Annotated in this window: 20 protein-coding genes; 2 read left to right on the forward strand and 18 right to left on the reverse strand. The window is 39.5% G+C overall.

From position 1 onward, the window contains the following. Positions 1–27 precede the first annotated feature (27 nt). The 12 genes from QQS39_RS13005 to trmJ form a co-directional block, all read right to left on the reverse strand. Positions 28–5,115: an alpha-2-macroglobulin family protein gene (locus QQS39_RS13005; RefSeq protein ID WP_490249950.1), complete on the reverse strand. Its 5,088-nt coding sequence runs from the start codon at positions 5,113–5,115 to the stop codon at positions 28–30. 295 nt (positions 5,116–5,410) lie between these two features. Further along, complete coding sequence (locus QQS39_RS13010) at positions 5,411–5,836, reverse strand: enhanced serine sensitivity protein SseB C-terminal domain-containing protein (protein ID WP_151435638.1); 426 nt, start codon at positions 5,834–5,836, stop codon at positions 5,411–5,413. 27 nt (positions 5,837–5,863) lie between these two features. After that, positions 5,864–7,159, reverse strand: a complete 1,296-nt coding sequence (gene pepB, locus QQS39_RS13015) for an aminopeptidase PepB (RefSeq protein ID WP_285804674.1) — start codon at positions 7,157–7,159, stop codon at positions 5,864–5,866. 281 nt (positions 7,160–7,440) lie between these two features. Next, positions 7,441–7,635 carry a Fe-S cluster assembly protein IscX gene (iscX, locus tag QQS39_RS13020; protein ID WP_006533441.1) on the reverse strand — a complete coding sequence of 65 codons (195 nt, stop codon included), beginning with the start codon at positions 7,633–7,635 and terminating at the stop codon, positions 7,441–7,443. A gap of 15 nt (positions 7,636–7,650) precedes the next feature. Continuing rightward, on the reverse strand, positions 7,651–7,986 hold the full coding sequence (gene fdx, locus QQS39_RS13025) for an ISC system 2Fe-2S type ferredoxin (RefSeq protein WP_006533442.1): 336 nt from the start codon (positions 7,984–7,986) through the stop codon (positions 7,651–7,653). 2 nt (positions 7,987–7,988) lie between these two features. Then, positions 7,989–9,839: a Fe-S protein assembly chaperone HscA gene (gene hscA / locus QQS39_RS13030; protein WP_151435640.1), complete on the reverse strand. Its 1,851-nt coding sequence runs from the start codon at positions 9,837–9,839 to the stop codon at positions 7,989–7,991. 11 nt (positions 9,840–9,850) lie between these two features. Continuing rightward, a complete protein-coding gene (gene hscB / locus QQS39_RS13035; RefSeq protein ID WP_196569566.1) occupies positions 9,851–10,372 on the reverse strand; it encodes a co-chaperone HscB in 522 nt (173 codons plus the stop codon). Between the two features lie 48 nt (positions 10,373–10,420). Further along, complete coding sequence (iscA, locus tag QQS39_RS13040; protein WP_006533446.1) at positions 10,421–10,744, reverse strand: iron-sulfur cluster assembly protein IscA; 324 nt, start codon at positions 10,742–10,744, stop codon at positions 10,421–10,423. Between the two features lie 89 nt (positions 10,745–10,833). After that, positions 10,834–11,220 carry a Fe-S cluster assembly scaffold IscU gene (gene iscU / locus QQS39_RS13045; protein WP_006533447.1) on the reverse strand — a complete coding sequence of 129 codons (387 nt, stop codon included), beginning with the start codon at positions 11,218–11,220 and terminating at the stop codon, positions 10,834–10,836. Between the two features lie 24 nt (positions 11,221–11,244). Continuing rightward, on the reverse strand, positions 11,245–12,459 hold the full coding sequence (locus tag QQS39_RS13050; protein WP_072063243.1) for an IscS subfamily cysteine desulfurase: 1,215 nt from the start codon (positions 12,457–12,459) through the stop codon (positions 11,245–11,247). A 68-nt stretch (positions 12,460–12,527) separates the two neighbouring features. Continuing rightward, entirely contained in the window at positions 12,528–13,022 is a 495-nt protein-coding gene (gene iscR, locus QQS39_RS13055; RefSeq protein ID WP_151435642.1) for a Fe-S cluster assembly transcriptional regulator IscR, read from the reverse strand. 131 nt (positions 13,023–13,153) lie between these two features. Beyond that, positions 13,154–13,882 carry a tRNA (cytosine(32)/uridine(32)-2'-O)-methyltransferase TrmJ gene (gene trmJ, locus QQS39_RS13060; RefSeq protein WP_285804675.1) on the reverse strand — a complete coding sequence of 243 codons (729 nt, stop codon included), beginning with the start codon at positions 13,880–13,882 and terminating at the stop codon, positions 13,154–13,156. A 124-nt stretch (positions 13,883–14,006) separates the two neighbouring features. On the opposite strand from trmJ, the gene suhB reads away from it, so the two are divergent. Continuing rightward, positions 14,007–14,810 carry an inositol-1-monophosphatase gene (gene suhB / locus QQS39_RS13065; protein WP_023581619.1) on the forward strand — a complete coding sequence of 268 codons (804 nt, stop codon included), beginning with the start codon at positions 14,007–14,009 and terminating at the stop codon, positions 14,808–14,810. 98 nt (positions 14,811–14,908) lie between these two features. On the opposite strand, the gene QQS39_RS13070 is transcribed toward suhB, so the two are convergent. Then, positions 14,909–16,063: a 3-phenylpropionate MFS transporter gene (locus tag QQS39_RS13070; protein ID WP_196735110.1), complete on the reverse strand. Its 1,155-nt coding sequence runs from the start codon at positions 16,061–16,063 to the stop codon at positions 14,909–14,911. A 92-nt stretch (positions 16,064–16,155) separates the two neighbouring features. Continuing rightward, positions 16,156–17,409 (reverse strand): serine hydroxymethyltransferase, encoded by a 1,254-nt coding sequence (gene glyA / locus QQS39_RS13075; RefSeq protein ID WP_285804676.1) that lies wholly within the window; start codon positions 17,407–17,409, stop codon positions 16,156–16,158. A 366-nt stretch (positions 17,410–17,775) separates the two neighbouring features. On the opposite strand from glyA, the gene hmpA reads away from it, so the two are divergent. Beyond that, positions 17,776–18,975: an NO-inducible flavohemoprotein gene (gene hmpA / locus QQS39_RS13080; protein WP_285804677.1), complete on the forward strand. Its 1,200-nt coding sequence runs from the start codon at positions 17,776–17,778 to the stop codon at positions 18,973–18,975. Between the two features lie 94 nt (positions 18,976–19,069). Here hmpA and QQS39_RS13085 read toward each other — a convergent pair whose 3' ends face one another. The 4 genes from QQS39_RS13085 to glrR all read right to left on the reverse strand — a co-directional run bounded on the left by QQS39_RS13085 (position 19,070) and on the right by glrR (position 23,365). Further along, positions 19,070–19,717 (reverse strand): hypothetical protein, encoded by a 648-nt coding sequence (locus QQS39_RS13085; RefSeq protein WP_285804678.1) that lies wholly within the window; start codon positions 19,715–19,717, stop codon positions 19,070–19,072. Between the two features lie 266 nt (positions 19,718–19,983). Beyond that, positions 19,984–20,322, reverse strand: coding sequence for a nitrogen regulatory protein P-II (gene glnB, locus QQS39_RS13090; protein ID WP_075670460.1), 339 nt, complete (start codon positions 20,320–20,322; stop codon positions 19,984–19,986). A gap of 15 nt (positions 20,323–20,337) precedes the next feature. Then, positions 20,338–21,954, reverse strand: coding sequence for an NAD+ synthase (locus tag QQS39_RS13095; RefSeq protein WP_196735113.1), 1,617 nt, complete (start codon positions 21,952–21,954; stop codon positions 20,338–20,340). 73 nt (positions 21,955–22,027) lie between these two features. Then, the gene (glrR, locus tag QQS39_RS13100) at positions 22,028–23,365 is read right to left on the reverse strand and encodes a two-component system response regulator GlrR (protein ID WP_023581612.1); all 1,338 of its coding nucleotides are present in this window, start codon (positions 23,363–23,365) and stop codon (positions 22,028–22,030) included. Positions 23,366–23,373: the final 8 nt, after the last annotated feature.

The following is a 23,373-nucleotide window of genomic DNA, read 5'->3' on the forward strand; positions in this document are numbered from 1 at the left end:
CCCTTTCCGAAGAAAGGGCTACAAGATTTAAGGAACAACATCAATCTTGGTTTCTGTTGATCCTATTGCACGCCAATAAGGCACATACATAGATTCAACTTGTGGTGGTGGTACTTGATAGCTGCCCGGTGTTACGGCTCTTGCTAAATAGAGCAATGTCGTTGGGCGATATTTATCAACAGAAATAGCAGCAACAAAGCGATCATCACGATATTCTAGATGTTTGATATTTGCTTGTCCCATATCGTCGATAAATTCCTGCAAGTCAGCAGCACTATCACTTAAGCTTGCACTACTTGATGCTAAGTTTTGGTTTTCGATTTCAAGACCAGCTGGTAATAAATCAACCACTAATGCATCAGGTACGTCTCTGTCAGCAGAAACTTCCAGTTTTACCACCAGCATTTCACCACTTTGTAAGCGATTAGGGTGAACGCGGTTTCCTTTCAAATCATAGTAACTACGATGGACATTTAATACATTACTATAAGGAGCAGGAGCGACTTTCGGATAGCCCACGATATTCATACGAGAATAAATCGCTGCGCCACCACGATTATTTAGCTCTAAACCTTCTTGTAATTGTGCTGATGTTAATGTCTCATTGACTGCGCGATCGCTACTGATTGCAGGGACTTGACGATTAACAGCAACTTCCCAAGGCTGTTCTGCCATATTAATAAAGAAGCGCCCAGCAAGATATAGCGAGTTACTTTCTTGAGTTGAGAACCATTCACGGCTTGTTAAGTTATCCGATAACGTCATCACGCTTGCATCACGAGATTGTGTTTCAAGATTATTTTCACTTAACAAAGCAATAATTAATGCTTGGTCACGAATGGTGCTACCGTAGTCGCCCAATCCATAATTATATTTACGCGATGTTGTCACACCTTCAGCAATTAAGCTTTCAGCGCGGCTGCTATCCCCCATCAGTTTTAATGCGATACCTAACTGAACTAAGGCTAAGCCACTTCCAGCTTGATTACGCTCAAGATAGAGACGACGTAATTCACCTAAAGGTGCTTTTTGCTGATTAGCTAATACTAACGCAGCATAAGCCCTTGCTGAGAAACGAGCTGCATCTTGATTAACTGCATATTCATAGTTAACTAAGTTTTTATCTTGTAAATAACGTAATAAACGATCATTCGCGCGTTTTAATGAATCAGCGGGAACTGAATAACCTTGTTGTGACGCACGGAATAAGAAGTCAGTCGCATAAGCGGTTAACCAATATTCTTCACGTCCACCCTGATCCCATAAAGCGAATCCGCCTTCTGATTTTTGCATCGTCAGCAGATGAGCAATACCTTTATCAATAGCCGCTTTTCTATCAGCATCAGTTTGCGTTTTAATTCCCAACTGTTTCAACTCTTTTTCTGTTGAATACAGTGAAGGATAAAGCCCACTGACGGTTTGTTCTAAGCAACCATAAGGATAAGCAAATAGCTCTCTAACATAACGCGCTACTTGTAACGGAGGGCGACTTGTCAGCAATAATTCACCTTCAAGCGTTGAGCTATTAAAGCGATTTAAAATTTCTGATGGTAAACGCCAAGTATCACCATCTTGCAATGTACTTGCATAATGAATGGTTTCTGCTGGGAATGCAGGGCGAACACCAATATTCCATGTATTATGGTAAGGTTTAATCTCTTCACCCGGTACTTTAATACCATAAATAGACAGTGAGAATTCGCCCTGACCAAAACCATGTTTCGCTTTTACTGGGATTTGAATTTGAGTACGTTCACCTTTCGTTAGCGAGACAGTTTTGCTTTCAGCGCCACCTAATCCCACCAAACCTGAAGCGGTATAATTTAAGGTAATAGATTGTGCATCATCTGTCAGATTGGTTAAATCTAACGATAAGAGTGCATTATCACCGCCAGCCATAAAGCGAGGTAATGAAAGCTGAGTCACTAAAGGTGCGGCAATAACAACTTTACCTTCTTGGCTACCAAATTTATCCGCAGTCCAAGCTTGCGCCATTAAACGAACTTCACCATTAAACTCAGGAATAGGTAAAGAAACTTCGCCCTCACCTTGCGCATTTAATTTTACAGGAGCCGTTTGTTGAGCGATGATTTGCACATCCGTTAATGGCTTTTTACCACCACGAGATAATGCGGCGGCTTCACCACCATCACCACCAAAACGCAAGTTAGCTAAACGACCTTGCCCTTCAATTAATTGCCCATAAACATCATATTGGTCGATGCTGTAACGTTTACGACCAAAGAAAGCATCGTAAGGATCTGGGGTTTTATACTCTGTGATATTCAATACACCAGTATCAACCGCAGAAACCAATACATTAATATTTTCAGGTAATGGCTGATCGGCAACTGGATTCGCTTTAATGCGGATTTTTAAATCTTGGTTAGGGCGAATTTTTTCAGGTGCATCAAGTGAAATATCAATACGACGGTTTTTATCCTGTAATGGTAAATGCAAAATACCCACAGCACGTTTTACTGTCGCTTGTTTTGAAGTATCTCCTGGTCTTACAACAACAGAAGTCAGATAGAGATCGTGTCTTGCCCACTCTTTATTAATAGGCACTTCAACATCAAGCCCTTTTTCGGGTACATCAATTTCCTGCCACCATAAAGGACCATTACTTGATTCGAGTAACACATAACCTTTACCCGGATGAGGCGCAACAATGTTTAATTTGACTTTTTCGCCCGGTAAATACCCCTCTTTATCCAGTTTCAATTTAACTTGGTCTGGTCTTACCGCGCCTGTTCCACCTGTGTTATCCATCCAAGAATAACCCGCCCAGAAACGTAGGCTACTGACTAATTCTGTTTTAGGATCGACAACTTCAATGCGATAAGAACCCCACTCAACAGGGAATGCCACTTTTGCAGTACCATCTTTCGCAATCTTGATTGTCTGTTCATCCATTTGCAGATCTTTTTCGTTATAGCCAGATTCCCAGCCATTCGAACTAGACCAACGCCAGTAATAATCATGACGTTCATAGATAAACTTCACTTTTAGATCATTAGCAGGTAGTTTTTTACCGTCTTGATCTGTATAGACAATTTCAAATTCAGCCATTGAGTTTTCATCAACGCTATAACCTGATTTATATTTGTCTGTGCGGTAATCGTAAACTTCTTTTTTAGGGAAGACAGGACGAATACCAGCAAGATGAGTGGCAGGCCAAACTGCTTGTTGATAACGACGAGTAACAGGACGTCCACCCGCTTCAAGTAGGCTTGCTTGTAGAATGATATTGATAGGTGATTTCAACTCAGCATAACGTTCACTATCAACACTTAACTCACCTTCACCATCAGAGTCTAAATTAAGTTCAAACTCATCCAATAGGCGGCTGAAGTTCTCATCTTTTACAGCACCAAATTCATAGCCGGGTAATTTACTGACAGCTTCACGCGAGGCTTTTAAGAAAACTTGCCCTTGTAAGCGATTATCCGCAGCTGGTGCGCCATAAAGATAGCGACCCTTAATGTCAAAATAAGCGTCATTACCACTCAATAAAATGCCTTTCTTACCGGTGATTTCTAATGCCATACGTTCTGGCATAAAGTCTTCGACCTGAAATTCATAGAAACGAGGAGTACCATCGCCTACATCAAAACGTAAGGTACGTGTACCCGTATTTTCATCCGCAGGAATAACTAATTTTAATTGGTAAAGCCCCTTTTCAGGTTGCCAAACAAAACTACGAGACACTTGCCCGTCTGTTTTAAGCAGATCGACTTTAACAGGTTGTTCTTTAATAGGATTACCATCACCGTCACGTAGCAATGCGTTAACGATTAATGTTTCACCCGGACGATAGAGATCGCGAGGACCGAAAGCAAAAAATTGTTTGCTATAACCTTGCGGACCACCAATATCAAATTCAGAAAGATCAAGCGCGGGTTTACGCAAGTCAATCATACTGGTTTGTCCATCACGAATGGCCATTAATAAACGTGCTTTATCACTTTTCTCAAGTGTGGCATGTCCTTGGCTATCTGTCTGTGCTTTAGAAATCAATCCACCTTTTTCATCTAATAGGCGAATTTCTACTTTATCTAATGCAGAACCATTTTTAAGTGATTGAGTAAAAACATCTAACGTATCAAGATAACTGTGCATCGACAGCCCGATATCACTAAATGTAAATACCGTGGCAGGCACTGTATAAGAGTATTTACCCGCTTGTTGCATAACCGCAATGTAGGCACCCTCTTTTTTCAGGGCATCTATTGATTTTAGCGGTAACAATACGTTTTCACGGGTATTTGTTTCTGTGTTTAACTCAAAACGACCGGTATATACCAAATCAGCTTGAGATAAAAACTCATCTGATTCCCAATAGTTAATATTGGAACGGCTTTCCCATTGCGTTAAAAATTGAGCTAATTGTTCATCTTTAACGCGGAAAAAGTTTACGTCAACTTGCCCCACATTTAACGCAGTAATGGGTAGACCTTCAGCTGCTTCAAGTGGCAGTAACGAACCTTTGCTGGTAAAGCCAACAGATGGGAAAATTTCTTCTGTCGTTAATTTCTGGCTAAAAGGCGTTGTTAATGTGCGTTCATTAATACCTTTTATTTTTTCATCGATGGTTAAATTTAATTCTGTTGATGGTGGTAAATGACGAAAACGCAGTTCCATTAAGTTATCAGATAACTCCCACGCACCTTCTAATTTCCCTTTTTTGGTATCAACAAGGTGAATTACATCATCAAACTTTTGGTCAGGATCAAGTGGTACAGAGAAAGTCACCACCATTGTGCTCGCACCATCACGCTGTAATTCTGATGCATCTAATACAGTGACGTCTTTTCCGGCAAAACGCATTGCCAACTCATCACGGACTTCTTTGCTTTTTAATGCAGTTTGGTTATTCGTTTTTGTTGTAACTGCTGGTTTTTCGCTTGTTTGAGTTTCAGTGCCTGATGTGTTTTGAGCGGTATTTTTTTGCTCTGTCACTTGTGTATTTTGCGTCTTATTAGCAGATGATGTGTTTTCATCCGCTTTATCATCACAGCCGATAAGAGCCAATGCTGATGCCAATACAACAGCAAGGGAGCTATAACGATAGCCTCTCTTTTCTGTATATTGTCTAAATTGGTTTTGGTTCATATTCATTTCCTTTAATTCAACCCCTGAATAATGCGATGTTTTATGCAGGCAGAGATAATATATGTATTTCTTTATACTAATAAGATAAAAAAATAACTTAATAAGCTATCTTTTACCGCGTAAGACGAAACAAATGACAACACAAAGTCGCCTTATTTTTACTTTAAAAACAAAGCCTAGCTAAAACAAAGCGTTATATAAAAATGCAAACGATTTGCTAATTTAGTCAATTTTCTATTATAAGATAAAAAAAAGCGATATCTGATGAGATATCGCCTAAATTTAGAGGGCTGTATTAACTATCCAAATTAACTATCGGGATACCTTTTCTTAAGAATCCTCCTAGTTTGCGTTGATAAAAAGGTGATACATGGTGGATCATAAAATGACTCACGCCTTTTTCATCTTTATTCACAAAGCAAAAATCTAGAGATTGCCCTTCTTCTAAATATTCAAAAGCTGATTCAGCCGCTTGTGGGAGTATCTGCGTAATTACATCTTCTTCACCCGTTATTTCTAAACCAATAAGATAAAATGACTCTTCATTATCTTGCTCCTGAGCATTAACAATAAAGGCACGGCGGATCGGTTTATGTTCACCAAAAAACTCGCTAAGTGCGGTTGTTAATTTTTCAGGTTGTGGCTCTAGAACACTTAACTTCAAAGAAGAACCTTCAACAGAAACAATTTCTTGTGTCTCAAATTGTTCAGATACACCCATTACAAACTCCAAATCAAATAACGTTTATTATTTTGCTTTTGCTAATAACAGATTCGCGATAGAACGCACACCATAACCCGTAGCACCCGCTGCCCATTGTTCTACAGAAGATTTTCTGTATGTTGCTGAACAGTCGATATGTACCCAACCTTTTTTATAGTCGGTAACAAAGTGTGATAAGAATGCAGCCGCAGTACTTGCACCCGCAGTATGGGAAGGTGCTGCGATATTATTTAAATCAGCGAAGCTAGACGGTAATTGACTACGATGGAAATCTGCTAATGGCAGACGCCAGAACAATTCATTTTCTTGTTCAGCGCTAGCCAGTAACTCTGCGGCTAATTTATCATCAAAACTCAATACAGAGTGGTAGTCATTACCTACTGCAACTTTAGCTGCACCAGTTAATGTTGCTGCATCGATAATCAGCTCTGGTGCAATATTACTTGCATCAATTAAACCATCAGCTAAAACTAAACGCCCTTCAGCATCTGTATTCATGATTTCAACTGATTTACCATTACGGTAACGAATAATATCACCTAATTTAAAGGCATTACCGCTGACCATATTATCTGCGATACAAAGCAGTAGTTTTACGCGTTTATTTAAACCTCGAGTAACCGCTAATGCTAAAGCACCCGCTAACGTTGCTGCACCACCCATATCGGCTTTCATTGAGTTCATGGATGATGAAGGTTTGATGCTATAACCACCTGAGTCAAAAGTAATACCTTTGCCGACTAAACACGCAAATACAGGGGCATTGCTATCTTTTGTTGGGTTGAAATCTAATGCTAAATAGACAGGATCACGAGAAGAACCTCGTCCTACTGTATAGATACCAGCATAATTTTGATCGCGCAGATCAGAACCTTTGGTGATCTTATAGCTAATATCTTCTTTATTAAGACCGCAGAACAGATCAACCGTGCGTTGTGCCAATTGCTCAGGTCCTAATTCTTCAGCCGGTGTATTGATGGTATCTCTAACCCAATCAACGATGCGAATACGTGATTCTAGTTCGTGTTTATCTGCATCCTTTAATTGTGGCCATTCGATTGAACGAGCGCCTTTAGGCGCTCTAAAACCTAACCAGAAAGCCCAACTACGTTCTAAATCCCAGCCTTCGCCAACAAGTGCAACGTTACGAATACCTTGGCTATCAACTTTACGTCCACCACGCTGAATAGCGCCTAAGCGGTTTTCTTCCGTTAAGTGGATTGTCATGCCGGTTTCGCTAGTGCTAATTAGTGCTCTTTCACCCCAACATGCAGCAGCAGGTTCATTTGACAGCATGATAGGCATAATTTGTTTATTCATTTATTGTCTCACTTATTATTACTGGTGGCAGTTAACCCATTCAGACTACCAGATATTTACCGTTTAGCGTGATCAATTTACTGCAAAAACAAAGAGGTCACCATTATCATCCAGTGATCTTACGTATTTACATGATATTCCTCGAAGAAGATCGCACAATAGAATATCCATACTTCCCTCTTTATGGTTATTTTTTAGTCACTAATAAAACAAAAGGTGAAAGGTCATAATGCAAAAAGACCAGCAATAAGCCAGTCTTTTTAAATTTACGATATTATCAATTATTCAAATTCATCAAGCCAAACAAGTAAAATAGCTTCAAGAATTTTTTCATTTGATTTCTGTGGATCATCGTCAAAATCTTCTAAATCACAAATCCACTGATGCATATCAGTAAAGCGTACCGTTTTAGGATCAGTATCAGGGTAAAGATCAAATAATGCTTCCCCTATTTCTCGCGTGTCACTCCATTTCATGCTCGGCTCCTAAAATTAATGCTCTCTTGCGTGATTAATCGAATATTTAGGGATCTCAACAACTAAATCTTCGTCAGTCACTTTTGCTTGACAGCTTAAGCGGCTTTCTGGCTCTAAACCCCATGCTTTATCTAACATATCATCTTCAAGTTCAGAGCTTTCTTCTAGTGAGTCAAAACCTTCACGCACTACACAGTGACAAGTTGTACATGCACAAGACATTTCACAAGCATGTTCAATTTCGATGCCGTTGCGTAATGCAACATCTAGAATAGACTCACCTTCTGTTGCGTCAACAACAGCGCCTTCAGGGCACAGAGTGCTATGGGGTAAAAATACAATTTTAGGCATAGTTATATCTCATCCACAGAATGACCTGCCAACGCTTGTCGAATAGATGAATCCATACGACGCGCTGCAAAATCCTGAGTTTGCTTATCCAGTAGTTTAATCGCGTTTTCAATAGCAACAGGATCTGTTCCTTCAACGCTCTCTATTAAGGTATCTACAACTTTGTCGATAGCCATTTTCTCATCTTCATTTAACAGATGAGCATCTTCTTCTAATGCTGCAGTTAAACTTTCTAACACGCGAGCTGCTTCGACTTTTTGCTCGGCTAAACGACGAGCTTGTAAATCTTCTTGGGCATTTTCCATCGAAGATTGGATCATCTTAGCGATTTCAGTATCGCTAAGACCATAAGAAGGCTTGACCTGTACGGAGGCTTCAACACCCGTTGATTTTTCCATCGCACTAACGCTGAGTAAGCCATCAGCATCAACTTGGAATGTGACACGAATATGTGCGCCACCCGCAGCCATCGGAGGAATTCCACGTAATGTGAAACGCGCTAAAGAACGACAATCACTCACCATTTCACGTTCACCTTGAACAACATGAACGCTCATTGCCGTTTGACCATCTTTGAATGTCGTAAATTCTTGCGCTCTGGCAACAGGAATAGTGGTATTGCGTGGGATCACTTTTTCAACTAATCCGCCCATTGTTTCAAGACCAAGAGAAAGTGGAATAACATCCAGCAATAACATTTCGCTATCCGGTTTATTACCCACCAAAATATCAGCTTGGATTGAAGCACCAATGGCAACCACTTTATCTGGATCGATAGAAGTTAAAGGTTCACGTTTAAAATAATCACCCACCATTTGACGAACTAATGGCACTCGTGTTGAACCGCCAACCATAACCACTTCTAGAACTTCATCTATTTCAACATCCGCGTCTTTTAATGCGCGGCGAACCGATAATAGAGTACGTTTTACTAATGATTGAATTAATGATTCAAACTCAGCACGAGTTATCTCACCTTTCCATCCATTAATGTTGATATCTGCAACATCGTTATCACTCAATGCAATTTTGGTTTCTGATGCAACATCCAGTAATTGACGTTGTAATACAGCATCTTTTTGATGCCCAAAACCAGCACGTTCTCTTATCCAGTCTGCCAGCATCATATCAAAATCATCGCCACCTAACGCGGTATCACCGCCAGTTGCTAAGACTTCAAAAACGCCTTTAGTTAAACGAAGTACAGAGATATCAAAAGTACCACCACCTAAGTCATAGACAACAATGGTGCCTTCTTTTCCTGAATCTAGGCCATAAGCAATAGCTGCCGCTGTTGGTTCGTTTAATAAACGTAAAACATGTAAACCAGCACGACGAGCCGCTTCTTTTGTGCCTTGACGTTGAGCATCATCAAAATAAGCCGGTACGGTAACAACAACACCATCAAGTTCGCCACCTAATGATTGTATCGCGCGCTCTGCTAATGTTTTTAAGATGTCAGAAGAGACTTGGATAGGATCGACAATACCTGCCGCAGTTTTAATTAATGGTAGACCGTTGTCATTTTCATGAAAATGATAAGGAAGGTTTGGATAACGGCTTGTCACATCACTCAGTGAGCGACCCACCATTCTTTTTATTGAGCTTATCGTGTTGGCAGGATCTTTTTCTGCTTCTTTTTTAGCATTCCAACCAACGTTGATATTATCAACTTGATACTGCACGACAGATGGCAATAAATAGCGACCTTCGCTGTCAGAAAGCGCTTCGGCTTGCCCACTACGTACAGTGGCAACTAATGAGTGTGTCGTACCTAAATCAATACCCGCTGCAAGCCGGCGCTGGTGCGGTGCAGGCGTTTGACCCGGTTCACTAATTTGTAATAATGACATAACAGTTTCCCTTAAAAACCATCAAACAGACGTTCTTCGAGTTGCTCTACTTGCTCTTTTAACTTTGCGAGAAAACGTAATTTTCTCACATTATCTGCAGCAATATCCCAAGTTTGATTATCCAGCGTTTTAACCATTTCATTATGGCGTACAGTGTACATTTTTTCTAAACGTGCAGAAAAATCGGCTAACAAACTTTCGGCTTCAGCACTGTGTTCGATGTTATCCAGCTCTTCACGTAATGTGAGTTGCTCCATTAAAAAAGCAGTATCGTGCATCGTTTGTTGCTCATTAGCAATATCGATACCGTGCAATGAGAGCATGTATTCAGCTCTTGAGAGTGGATTTTTTAAGGTCTGATAAGCCTGATTGATGGTTGAAGCAAGCGAGATTGCTTGAGCCTGTTCTTTGTCAGACTGACCTGCAAAACGATCTGGGTGATATTGACGCTGCATATCTTGATAATGTGTAGCAAGTTGCTGTTTATCAATATCAAAACGATTAGGCATGCCTAATAGTGTGAAATAGTCCATACATCTACTCTTGGATTAATTAACGTTAATACTGTGTTTTAACACAAATTACACAGTGAAGCTCTCACCACAACCACACTCATTTGATACATTTGGGTTGTTAAATTTGAAGCCTTCGTTTAATCCTTCTTTGACGAAATCAAGCTCTGTTCCATCTAAATAGACCATGCTTTTACCATCAACGATAACTTTCACACCTTTGTCTTCAAAAACAGTATCTTCGTCATTGATGACATCAGCAAATTCAAGAACATAAGCCATTCCAGAACAACCAGATGTTCTTACGCCTAAACGCAAACCTTCACCTTTTCCACGATTAGATAGGAAAGAGCGAACTCGATTAGCGGCGGATTCTGTAAGGGAAATTGACATGACACACCTCACTCATAAAGAACGAAAGCGGATACTGAAAAAAAGTTTCAGCATCCGCCAATATTTTATTTTTTTATTATAAAAGACAATTACTTGCCTTGGCGTTTGCTTTTATAGTCTGCAATCGCTGCTTTTATTGCATCTTCTGCAAGAATTGAACAGTGAATTTTCACTGGTGGTAATTCTAATTCTTCTGCAATTGCTGTGTTCTTAATAGATTCGGCTTCATCTAATGTTTTGCCTTTCATCCATTCTGTTACCAGTGAACTTGATGCAATTGCTGAACCACAACCATAAGTTTTAAAACGCGCATCTTCAATTACGCCATTATCGTCAACTTTGATTTGCAGTTTCATAACGTCACCACAAGCTGGTGCGCCAACCATACCACTCCCAACAGTAGGGTCATTATTATCAAATGATCCGACATTACGAGGGTTTTCATAATGATCAATTACTTTTTCGCTATAAGCCATGATTTAACTCCTGAAAACGTCTGATTAATGGTGAGACCATTCGATACTGTTGATATCAACACCTTGTTTATGCATATCCCAAAGTGGAGAAAGATCACGTAAGCGACCAATTGCACTGTGGATTTGTTCAATTGCATAATCTATTTCTTCTTCTGTGGTGAAACGACCCAGAGAGAAGCGAATAGAACTGTGTGCAAGTTCATCAGTTAAACCTAAAGCACGCAGTACATAAGAAGGTTCTAAACTTGCTGAAGTACAGGCAGAGCCTGAAGATACAGCAAGATCTTTCAGTGCCATCATTAATGATTCGCCTTCAACATAGTTGAAGCTCACATTGAGAATGTTTGGCGCAGTGTGTTCTAAAGAACCATTGATATAAACTTCTTCGATATCTTTAATGCCATTCCATAAACGTAAACGTAATTCGTTTAAGCGTTTAGTTTCATCAGCCATTTCTTCTTTCAAAATACGGTAAGCTTCGCCCATACCTACAATTTGGTGAACGGCTAATGTACCTGAACGCATGCCACGCTCATGTCCGCCACCATGCATTTGTGCTTCTAAACGAATGCGAGGTTTACGACGAACATAAAGCGCACCGATACCCATAGGACCGTAAACTTTATGCGCAGAAAGAGAAAGTAAATCAACTTTTAACTTAGAGAGATCAATCGGTAATTTACCCACGCTTTGTGTTGCATCTACGTGGTAAATAATACCTTTGCTACGGCATAATTCACCGATAGCAGCAATATCTTGAACAACACCAATTTCGTTATTTACATGCATGATAGAAACTAAAATAGTGTCTTCACGCATCGCTTCTTCAAGCTCTTTCAGGTCAATCAGACCATCACTTTTTGGTGCTAAATAAGTAACTTCAAAACCTTCACGCTCAAGTTGACGACAAGTGTCTAAAATGGCTTTATGTTCGGTTTTTGAAGTGATGATGTGCTTACCTTTTTTCTGGTAAAAGTTAGCAACACCTTTTAGTGCGAGGTTATCAGCTTCAGTTGCGCCTGATGTGAATACGATTTCACGAGGATCTGCACCGATTAAATCAGCAATCTGATTACGTGCAATATCAATAGCTTCTTCTGCTTGCCAACCAAAACGGTGTGAACGAGAGGCTGGGTTACCAAAAATGCCATCAATAGTCAGGCATTGCATCATTTTTTCAGCAACTCGTGGATCAACAGGAGTGGTTGCTGAATAATCTAGATAAATGGGTAATTTCATTGCTCACTAACTCCAAAGACGACGGATCTTCTTTAATAATTTTGTTTTTGCCTACCTAGAGATCGCCGTTAAACTCGCATATTAACAATGGTTTCTTGTAAACGACCATTGATAGCATGGCGTTTTTCATTGTCTTGACGATCGGCGACATCCATAACCTCTTCGTTATTTACTAACTCTTCAAGGCTGATACTGCTTAAGAAACTGGTTATACGATCACTTAAATCACGCCACAAAGTATGAGTCAGGCAACGATCGCCACCTTGACAACCTTCTTTGTTACCCTGACAACGGGTAGCATCGACAGATTCATCAACCGCAGAAATAACTTGAGCAATAAAAATTTGCCCTGCATCACGACCTAATAAATAGCCGCCACCAGGACCACGAACACTTGCAACTAATTCATTTTTACGCAAACGTGAGAAAAGCTGCTCAAGATAAGAAAGGGAAATCCCTTGACGCTCTGAAATATCAGCGAGGGGGACAGGGCCTTGCTGCGAATGCAATGCAACATCAAGCATTGCAGTAACTGCGTAACGCCCTTTTGATGTCAGTCTCATAACAAATACTCCGTGGTGAACAATAATCAAATTGTGTCATTCCCGAGTAATTTAGTCAACTATTTATCCGAGTGTTTTAGTCAAGTATTATACTCAGCCAAAAGTTGATTTAAGTTAATCAACTTTGCCCTCTATTTCTTAGCCCATTTCTCAATTGATGTCAGAATGCCACGTAAGATATGAAGCTCTTGTGTTTCTGGGCGTGCACGCGTAAATAGACGGCGTAAACGGCTCATCACTTGTCCCGGATGTTTAGGGCGAATAAAGCCAGATTCATTAAGCACCTGTTCTAAGTGAACGTAAAAACGTTCTATATCATCAGCAGGTGGATAATCAATCTCTGATGGGTTATTTTCCTCTTGTTTTTCTTCTTGGGCAAGTGCTGCCATACGAATTTCATAACTAACAAGCTGAACAGCCATCGCTAAATTTAAAGAACCATATTCTGGATTAGTCGGAACATACAGATGAAAATCACATTTTTGTAATTCTTCATTGGTTAAACCTGTGCGTTCACGACCAAAAATAATAGCAACTGGCTTATTTTTAGCTTCCATAACACAACGTTCACCACATTCACGAGGTGCAAGCATTGGCCAAGAAAGTGTACGGCTACGGGCGCTTGTTCCTATAACTAAACCACAGCCTTCAATCGCTTCATCGATACTATTAACAATATGTGCATTGCCAATAACATCACTTGCACCCGCGGATAGGGCAATAGAATGCGAATCTGGTTTTTCTTTTGGATTAACAAAATAAAGATTGGTTAATCCCATGGTTTTCATAGCTCGAGCTGTAGAGCCCATATTGCCTGTATGCGAGGTTTCTACAAGGATGATGCGAATATTTTCTAACATTGATTTCTTGTTAATTGCTTTGTGATCTATCTATTTTATCACAAATGTAGCCAGAAACACGAATGCCTGTTATACTCTGGCACGTTTTTTATCCCCGTTCTTTAACATCTTGTGGAAGATAACCATGCATCCGATGCTGAATATTGCCATACGTGCCGCACGTAAGGCTGGTAATTTAATCGCCAAAAATTACGAAAATCCTGAATCTGTAGAAACCAATCAGAAAGGTACCAATGATTTTGTCACTAACGTTGACCGTGACGCAGAACAAGCAATCATTGAAATCATCCGTAAATCTTATCCAAAACACACCATTATTACGGAAGAAAGTGGCGAGTTACTCGGTGAAGATCACGACATACAATGGGTTATTGATCCACTTGATGGCACTACTAACTTCATTAAACGTCTTCCACACTTCTCTGTTTCTATTGCTGTACGCATTAAAGGCCGTACTGAAGTGGCTGTTGTTTACGATCCTATGCGTAACGAATTATTCTCAGCCGTTCGTGGTCAAGGCGCACAATTAAATGGCTATCGTCTGCGTGGCTCTAACGCTCGCGATTTAGACGGTGCTGTTCTTGCGACTGGTTTCCCATTCAAAAGCAAACAACATTCCGCTGCTTACATGAACATGTTAGGTAAACTGTTTGTTCCTTGTGCAGATTTCCGTCGCACTGGTTCAGCAGCATTAGATTTAGCTTATGTTGCCGCAGGTCGTGTTGATGGTTTCTTTGAGATTGGCTTAAAACCTTGGGATTTCTTAGGTGGCGAACTAATCGCTCGTGAAGCAGGTGCTATCGTTTCTGACTTTACAGGTAACCACGGTTACCTACAAACCGGTAATATTGTTGCTGGTAATCCTCGTGTTGTTAGAGCATTACTCGCTGAAATTCGTAGCGAATTAACAGATGCGTTAAAACGTTAATTTTCATTAAAATACGAAGTTCCACTAAAGAATAAAGCAAAAGACCATAACAGATAATGTTATGGTCTTTTTTATTGCACTTTTTAGTACAGAGCAAATTAACTATTTTGAGGTTTAACTTGAGGTCTTATAAACATCGCAGGAATAGTTAATGCCGCCATTAACCAGAAAATTAATGATTCTTGATTTGGCAGTTTCTCATATAGCCAACCTGAAACTATCGTCATAATCGCAATACTTCCTCCCATTGCTAAAGCAGAATAAACGGCTTGCAAGCGAATAATTTCATGCTCTTGACGCGCACTAATAAAGCGCATAGCGGCTAAATGGCATACCGTAAACGTACCACTATGTAAGATTTGAACAATAATAAGCGCGGGTAATGCGGTAAAACTCCCCATTAATCCCCAACGTAAAAAGCCAGCAAAAGCAGAAAGCAAAAGTAAATTTCTTGCGCTCCAACGACGGAATAAACGATGGCTAAGCATAAAAACAACCACCTCTGAAACCACACCTAATGACCAAAGGTAGCCGATTGTTGCGGTGTCATACCCTGCTTTTTCCCAATAAAGTGCGCTAAAACCATAATAAGCTGCGTGCGCACCTTGCAGTAAAGAGACGCATAACAGAAAGCGCCAAACGGGTCCCTCTGAAATCAGTTTCATAAAAGACACATTACTGTGTTCTACTTTTTTCACTTTACCCTGTGGCATAACTTTAGGGCGGAGCATAGATGTCAGAAATAGCGCCAAAGTACTGGCAATCAATCCATAAAGAATAATAGGATGCCCAAAAGCATCAATTAAAACACCTAGCAATGATGAGCTAATAATAAAAGCGATAGAACCCCAAACGCGAATCTTTCCATAATCAAAAGGAAACTGTTTTTGCCACGTTCCCGCTAGAGAATCCCCTAAAGGCACCATAGGTGAAAAGAAAACGTTAAATCCTGTCATCACGAAGAATAACCATGCCCAATGGCTACCCATCATAAATGCAACCGTAAAAAGTAAGGAGAGAAAAGCAAATAATCTCAATGCAGTGATAAGTTTTGACGGATCTTTTACCGCAGGCGTTAAAATTAGGCTACCAACAAAACGTGCAGTTAAACCTACACCTAATAACAGACCTATCATTGCCGGATCGACACCCTCTCCTTTTAGCCATATGGACCAAAAAGGTAAAAAGATGCCGTATGAAAAGAAATAAGTAAAATAATCTAAGGCAAGCCACAATGTTGATGGAATAACCATCCAATCCCCCATTTTTAAGATGCAAAAAAACCCGCCAAGAACAAGTTCTCGAAGCGGGCTTGTACAACGGGTTTTATTATATCGTTACAAACTTATGCGTAAACTGGAAATTTAGCGCAGATATCCAAGACTTTTTGTTTCACTTTCTCAATGTTCGCTTCATCATTGATATTATCAAGGACATCACACATCCAACCGGCTAATTCACGAGCTTCCGCTTCTTTAAAACCACGACGTGTAATCGCTGGAGAACCGATACGAACACCAGAAGTAACAAATGGGCTACGTGGATCATTTGGTACGCTGTTTTTGTTAACAGTGATATTTGCACGACCCAGTGCAGCATCTGCATCTTTACCTGTAATATTTTTATCAACTAAATCTAATAAAAACAGGTGGTTTTCAGTTCCGCCAGACACTACTTTATAACCGCGATCTAAGAAAACTTCTACCATTGCTTTCGAGTTTTTCGCAACTTGTTGCTGATAAACTTTAAATTCTGGCTCCATAGCTTCTTTTAATGCAACCGCTTTACCTGCAATAACATGCATTAAAGGGCCACCTTGAGAGCCAGGGAATACAGCAGAGTTCAGTTTTTTATAAAACTCTTCATCGCCACCTTTAGCAAGGATAAGACCACCGCGTGGACCCGCTAAAGTTTTGTGGGTTGTTGTTGTAACAACATGTGCATGAGGAACTGGGTTAGGATAAACACCCGCTGCAACCATACCTGCTACGTGTGCCATATCAACGAATAAGAATGCACCAATGCTGTCTGCAATTTCGCGCATTTTAGCCCAATCAACCAGACCAGAATAAGCAGAGAAACCACCGATGATCATTTTTGGTTGATGTTTTTTAGCCTGAATAGCGATATCTTCGTAATCAATTTTACCTGATTCATCAATACCATAAGGTACGATGTTATACAGTTTACCCGAAAAGTTAACTGGTGAACCATGAGTTAAGTGACCGCCTTGCGCTAGGTTCATACCTAAAACAGTATCACCGGGTTTTAATAATGCCATATAGACAGCGGCATTCGCTTGAGAGCCTGAGTGAGGCTGTACGTTAGCGTAATCTGCACCAAATAATGCTTTTGCACGATCGATAGCCAGTTGCTCTACAACATCCACATACTCACAACCACCGTAGTAACGTTTACCCGGATAGCCTTCAGCATATTTATTTGTCAGCTGAGATCCCTGCGCCTGCATAACACGAGGGCTGGTATAGTTTTCAGAAGCAATAAGTTCGATGTGCTCTTCTTGACGAGTCACTTCACCTTCCATTGCATTCCATAATTCTGGATCGTAATCAGCAATATTCATTTCACGTTTTAACATTCACATCTCCTGACTCAGCTAACTTCACTAAAGACAAACTCCCATGCGGGAGAAAGAATGGCATACAGTGTAAACTCTTTTTCTTCATTGAGATAGCCCCTAATGAAAAAATACGCAATCGTTTGCCATTCAACTATAACAGCAAATTATTACTTTTTAACAACCTCATTTTATCCTGTGCTTATTCCTCTTTTTGAGGCGCATCTCGCCTTATTTTGCAAACACCCCGCATCATTCTCTAAGAATTGAGATTTTTTGTTAAAAAATAAAAACAGAGATTTACAAAATAATCAAAAAGAGATAAGTTGCATATAAAATGCAATTTATAAAAATTCACAATAAACTGAAAATTTTTCAGGAGCAATTATGTTAGATGCACAAACTATCGCGACAATTAAATCAACCATTCCCCTTATTGCTAAAACAGGTCCTGCATTAACCGCCCATTTTTATGATCGAATGTTTTCTCGCCATCCAGAGTTAAAAGATATTTTCACCATGAGCCATCAAAGCAGTGGTGCACAACGTGAAGCCTTATTTAATGCAATATGCGCTTATGCAACGAATATTGAAAACTTAGCTACTATTTTGCCTGCCGTTGAAAAAATTGCACAAAAGCACGTCAGTTTAAATATTCTTCCTGAACACTATCCCATCGTCGGTGAAAACTTATTAGCAACAATTGATGAAATGTTTAATCCTGGGCAAGAAGTGTTAGATGCTTGGGGAGAGGCTTATCAAATATTGTCTGATGTCTTTATTAATCGTGAAGAACAAATTTATCAACAAAAAGAACAAACAAATGGAGGTTGGAGAGGATTACGGAACTTTAAAGTTAAACATAAAATAAAACAAAGTGATGTAATTACTAGTTTTGAATTAGAGCCTGAAGATGGGCTTGCTGTTACTCCTTATCAAGCAGGGCAATATGTAAGTCTTTATATCCGTGATGAACATCTTGAAAACCAAGAAATACGTCAATATTCATTAACTCAATCTTCAAATAATAAAACCTATCGCATCGCAGTAAAACGCGAAGATAAAGGCATTTTATCGAATTTTCTTCATGACCATGTTCAAGAAGGTGATACTTTACAAGTCGCCGCACCAGGGGGCGATTTCTATTTAGATGTGTCACCAACAACACCAGTAACCTTAATTTCAGCAGGTGTGGGCTTAACACCAATGCTATCCATGTTACACACGCTTTCAGCTCATCAAGCTAATATTAATTGGTTACATGCGGCCGAACATGGTGGAGTCCATGCTTTTAAAGATGAAGTTAATCAAGTCGGCACTCAACTTTCACACTATCAACAAGCGATATGGTATCGCACACCACGTTCTGAAGACGTGCAAAATAAAGATTATCAATTCGAAGGCTTAATGACATTAAAACAAGTTGAAGATTGGTTAGCTATTCCTGATATGCATTTCTATTTTTGTGGTCCTTTACCTTTTATGCAATCTGTTGCTAAGCAACTTATTGAATTAGGTATTAATAGTGACAAACTTCATTATGAGTGCTTTGGTCCTCATGCTGTTATTACACAAGATTTACAGTAAAAATACGTTCATGAAAGTCCAATTTTAAATTGAATAAAAAAAGCGCTGATAACGTTATATTTATCAGCGCTTTTATTGGTTATTTCACTACTTTTTATGATCGATATTTTTTTTCAATCGCAGCAGGAATAACATGATCTTTAGCAGAAAAACCGTACCAAATAACACTAATTAAACAGAGCGTATAACCAAATAATTCACAGCCCTCTTCCACCATGTTTTTAACAGTTCGGTTATAATCCTCGCCCAATAATTTATGCCACAGTATTCCCATACCAAATAAACGTGAGAACAGTAAAACGCATAATAGACCAGCAACTAACATTCCATGGCTTGGGTGAGTAATAAAGTGAATTAAGCCTTTTAACGTTTTCTTGCCTTCTCTAATCGCAATAGCAATACAAATAAACGTTACTGTGAGCGCAAACCAAACCCACGATCCGTGTGCAATCTGATCAAATACACCATCTAACTCACGGATTAAAATACACAAGAAAAAGCCCATAATAAGCGTGAATGCTCCCTGTTGTTCACTTCCTTGGCACGCTTTAACAAAAAAGAATAAGCAAATCATGGCAACGATAATTTCTTGGCCTAATTCAGTTACCGACGTTTCAGAAATACCATTATCAAAAACCAAAATATCAAGAAAAATAAATCCTGTCGTGATAGCGATTAACACTGCTGCACATAAAAATAAAGCGAGACGCTTTAATAAATAAGTAAACACTATTTTGCCCATACCTTAATGATTTTTTAATGTTGATGATAATAACTTTCCTTAAAAGTTATTGAATAACATTTTGTGCCTTAAAGTTTATGAAAAATAGTAAAATAAATTGCTTAGAATCATCAATAGACTTGTATAAGATATAAATAGCATTATAGGTGAAACATTAAAAAATTAATTATGCGCAAAAAAAAGAAAAAGCCCGATATTTTGATTAAAAAATATCGGGCTTTAATAAAACTGAGAAATATAATTATTTGGCTTAAGTTAATTAATAACTAAATAGCCTCTTCATCTTGTTCGCCAGTACGAATACGAATAACGCGACTCACATCAAAGACAAAAATCTTACCATCACCAATTTTACCTGTTTGTGCCGTTGTCATAATTGTATCTACGCAGGTTTCAACAATTTCATCAGAGACAATAATTTCAATCTTCACTTTAGGTAAAAAATCGACCATGTATTCAGCACCGCGGTAAAGCTCCGTATGCCCTTTTTGGCGACCAAAGCCTTTCACTTCTGTTACCGTCATTCCCGTGATACCCACTTCTCCGAGCGCTTCTCTTACATCATCTAATTTAAACGGCTTAATTATCGCTTCAATTTTTTTCATCGTATTATCCTGCTATTACCAGTTGTGGCGACCAAAACCGCTTGTAATTGGGTATCTGCGATCTTTACCAAAATTACGACTTGTAATACGTGGCCCTACAGGGGCTTGACGTCGCTTATATTCATTAATATCGACTAATTTTATCACTTTACGGACTGTCGCTTCATCAAATCCTGCTGCAACTAAATCAGATACAGATTTATCTTGCTCAACATAACCTTCAAGAATAGCATCCAGAATGTCATAAGGAGGTAAATTATCTTGGTCTGTTTGCCCCGGTGCTAGTTCTGCTGATGGTGGTCTATCAATAACGCGCTGAGGAATAGCCGGTGAAAGTGTATTACGATATTTAGAAAGCTCGAAAACCAACGTTTTAGGTACATCTTTTAAGACATCAAAACCACCCGCCATATCACCATACAATGTAGAATATCCCACTGCTGATTCACTTTTATTGCTTGTGGTTAACACTAAACGACGGCGTTTATTCGACATTGCCATCAAAATAACCGCACGACAACGAGCTTGTAGATTTTCTTCTGTGGTATCTGCAACAGTATCTTTAAACATAGGCGCAAGTTGAGCCATAAAAGCATCAAACATGGGTTCAATAGAAACCGTATCAAACTCAACACCTAATAAATCCGCTTGTTCTTTTGCATCATGAATACTCATTTCTGATGTATAACGAAATGGCATCATAACAGCTTGAACACTCTCTTTGCCTAAGGCATCAGCTGCGATAGCAACCGTTAATCCAGAGTCAATACCACCAGATAATCCTAGAATTGCCCCTTTAAAGCCGTTTTTAATCACATAATCACGCGTTGCAAGCACTAACGCTTGATAAACTTGCGCTAAAGGTGAAAGTTCCGGGGCAGGATCTGCCATCGGAACAATATTCAATTCGTCAAATTCAACGATAGTAGTTTGTTCATCAAATGCAGCTAAACGATGCGTAATAGTACCGCGTTCATCAAATACTTTTGAACAACCATCAAATACCAACTCATCTTGACCACCAATTTGGTTAAGATAAATCACGGGAAGGTGTGTTCTTTGGCAATGTTCTTTAATGAGCTGTGTACGAACATGCGGTTTTTCACGGTTATAAGGTGATGCATTAATCGATAGAACGAGATCAGCGCCCGCTTGTTTTAATGCATCGATAGGCTCATTGATCCAGATATCTTCACAAATTAACAAACCTAGGTGATAACCTTTAAATGGCACCACACAGCGTTCATTTCCTTGTTGGAAATAACGCTTTTCATCAAACACACCATAATTAGGTAATTGTTGTTTGAAATAACGCGCTTGTAATTCACCTTTATAGAAAAATGAAAGTGCGTTGTAAATTTTGCCGTTTTGCCACCAAGGATGTCCAACAACAATCGCCGTTTTTTTACTTGCTTGTTCTAAACGCGTAAGTTGTGTTTCACAACGCTGTTGGAAATCAGGACGAAATAGCAGATCTTCAGGAGAGTAACCGCATAAAGCCAACTCAGAGAACATAACCAAATCGGTCTCTTCTTGTGCTTTAACGGTAGATAACATGCGTTCACAGTTACCTTCAATATCGCCAACAACCCAATTAAGTTGAGCCATGGTGAGTTTTAGTTTACGACTCATAAAAATTAGTCTCTCCGCTATCTTCCGCATAAAAGGAAAGTTAGTTTAAAAATATATTCGTTATCTGAAAAGGTTATTCTTTAAAATCATTCGCATCTAGCTCATGACGAGATAACAATTTATAAAACTCAGTTCGATTGCGCCCAGCCATACGTGCGGCTTGGGTCACATTGCCTTTTGTCATTTGCAAAAGTTTTCTCAAATAGGTCATTTCAAAATGTCCTCTCGCTTCTGCAAAGGTGGGCAGTGCCGTATTTTCACCTTGTAATGCCTGTGTTACAAGCGCTTCACTGATCACGGGTGCAGTTGTTAACGCTACACATTGCTCAATAACGTTAACCAATTGACGCACATTACCCGGCCAGCTTGCTGTCATTAAGCATTTCATGGCATCGGTTGAAAAGCTTCGAACAAAAGGTTTATGGCGTTTAGCAGACTCTCTCAATAAGTGATTAGCAAGAATAGGAATATCTTCAGCTCGTTCACTTAATGTCGGAATACGTAAGTTAACCACATTTAAACGATAGAACAGATCTTCTCGAAATTCATTACGCTCCATCGCTTTAGGTAAATCACGATGCGTTGCAGAAAGAATTCGTACATCAATATCAATATCGCGATTACTGCCTAATGGGCGAACTTTTCGCTCTTGTAAAACACGTAATAACTTAACTTGCAATGCCATTGGCATATCGCCAATTTCATCTAAAAATAATGTGCCACCTTCAGCAGCTTGAAATAGACCTTCACGGCTACTCACCGCGCCTGTAAAAGCACCTTTCGCATGACCAAATAATTCAGACTCTAGAAGTTGCTCAGGCAACGCACCACAGTTAATGGCAATAAACGGTTTTTTCGCTCTAGGGCTTGCGCGATGGATAGCTTGAGCAAGGACTTCTTTACCCGTACCACTTTGACCATTGATAAGTACACTGACATCAGATTGGGCGACTAACTTTGCTTGTTCTAATAAACGTAGCATTTGTGGGCTACGAGTCACGATATCTTTTGACCATTCTTCATCTGAAACAATAGTCACAAGCTCCAGTGCTTCATCAATCGCTTTATAAAGTGCGTCTCTATCAACGGGTTTGGTTAAAAAGCTAAATACACCTTGCTGTGTTGCGGCCACTGCGTCAGGAATAGAGCCATGAGCCGTAAGAATGATAACAGGCATGCCCGGCTGCTGGCGTTGTATTTCAGCAAACAGCGCCATACCATCCATTTCATCCATTCGGAGATCGCTAATAACAAGGTCTATTTTTTCTTTTAAGAGAAGTTTTAGTGCTTCTTGTCCACTTTCAGCGGTGAAGATATGAAAACCTTCACTTGTTAATCGCATACCAAGTAACTTTAATAACCCAGGATCGTCATCGACAAGTAAAAGATTTGCTGATTTATGGCCAGCCATGCACATTC

The sequence above is a fragment of the Proteus appendicitidis genome, from assembly GCF_030271835.1.
Lineage (GTDB): Bacteria > Pseudomonadota > Gammaproteobacteria > Enterobacterales > Enterobacteriaceae > Proteus > Proteus appendicitidis.

Excerpts from the sequence above, each read along its gene's own strand:
- QQS39_RS13005 (WP_490249950.1), bottom strand. The coding sequence starts at position 5,115 with ATGAACCAAAACCAATTTAGACAATATACAGAAAAGAGAGGCTATCGT.
- QQS39_RS13010 (WP_151435638.1), bottom strand. The coding sequence starts at position 5,836 with ATGGGTGTATCTGAACAATTTGAGACACAAGAAATTGTTTCTGTTGAA.
- pepB (WP_285804674.1), bottom strand. The coding sequence starts at position 7,159 with ATGAATAAACAAATTATGCCTATCATGCTGTCAAATGAACCTGCTGCT.
- iscX (WP_006533441.1), bottom strand. The coding sequence starts at position 7,635 with ATGAAATGGAGTGACACGCGAGAAATAGGGGAAGCATTATTTGATCTT.
- fdx (WP_006533442.1), bottom strand. The coding sequence starts at position 7,986 with ATGCCTAAAATTGTATTTTTACCCCATAGCACTCTGTGCCCTGAAGGC.
- hscA (WP_151435640.1), bottom strand. The coding sequence starts at position 9,839 with ATGTCATTATTACAAATTAGTGAACCGGGTCAAACGCCTGCACCGCAC.
- hscB (WP_196569566.1), bottom strand. The coding sequence starts at position 10,372 with ATGGACTATTTCACACTATTAGGCATGCCTAATCGTTTTGATATTGAT.
- iscA (WP_006533446.1), bottom strand. The coding sequence starts at position 10,744 with ATGTCAATTTCCCTTACAGAATCCGCCGCTAATCGAGTTCGCTCTTTC.
- iscU (WP_006533447.1), bottom strand. The coding sequence starts at position 11,220 with ATGGCTTATAGCGAAAAAGTAATTGATCATTATGAAAACCCTCGTAAT.
- QQS39_RS13050 (WP_072063243.1), bottom strand. The coding sequence starts at position 12,459 with ATGAAATTACCCATTTATCTAGATTATTCAGCAACCACTCCTGTTGAT.
- iscR (WP_151435642.1), bottom strand. The coding sequence starts at position 13,022 with ATGAGACTGACATCAAAAGGGCGTTACGCAGTTACTGCAATGCTTGAT.
- trmJ (WP_285804675.1), bottom strand. The coding sequence starts at position 13,882 with ATGTTAGAAAATATTCGCATCATCCTTGTAGAAACCTCGCATACAGGC.
- suhB (WP_023581619.1), top strand. The coding sequence starts at position 14,007 with ATGCATCCGATGCTGAATATTGCCATACGTGCCGCACGTAAGGCTGGT.
- QQS39_RS13070 (WP_196735110.1), bottom strand. The coding sequence starts at position 16,063 with ATGGTTATTCCATCAACATTGTGGCTTGCCTTAGATTATTTTACTTAT.
- glyA (WP_285804676.1), bottom strand. The coding sequence starts at position 17,409 with ATGTTAAAACGTGAAATGAATATTGCTGATTACGATCCAGAATTATGG.
- hmpA (WP_285804677.1), top strand. The coding sequence starts at position 17,776 with ATGTTAGATGCACAAACTATCGCGACAATTAAATCAACCATTCCCCTT.
- QQS39_RS13085 (WP_285804678.1), bottom strand. The coding sequence starts at position 19,717 with ATGGGCAAAATAGTGTTTACTTATTTATTAAAGCGTCTCGCTTTATTT.
- glnB (WP_075670460.1), bottom strand. The coding sequence starts at position 20,322 with ATGAAAAAAATTGAAGCGATAATTAAGCCGTTTAAATTAGATGATGTA.
- QQS39_RS13095 (WP_196735113.1), bottom strand. The coding sequence starts at position 21,954 with ATGAGTCGTAAACTAAAACTCACCATGGCTCAACTTAATTGGGTTGTT.
- glrR (WP_023581612.1), bottom strand. The coding sequence starts at position 23,365 with ATGGCTGGCCATAAATCAGCAAATCTTTTACTTGTCGATGACGATCCT.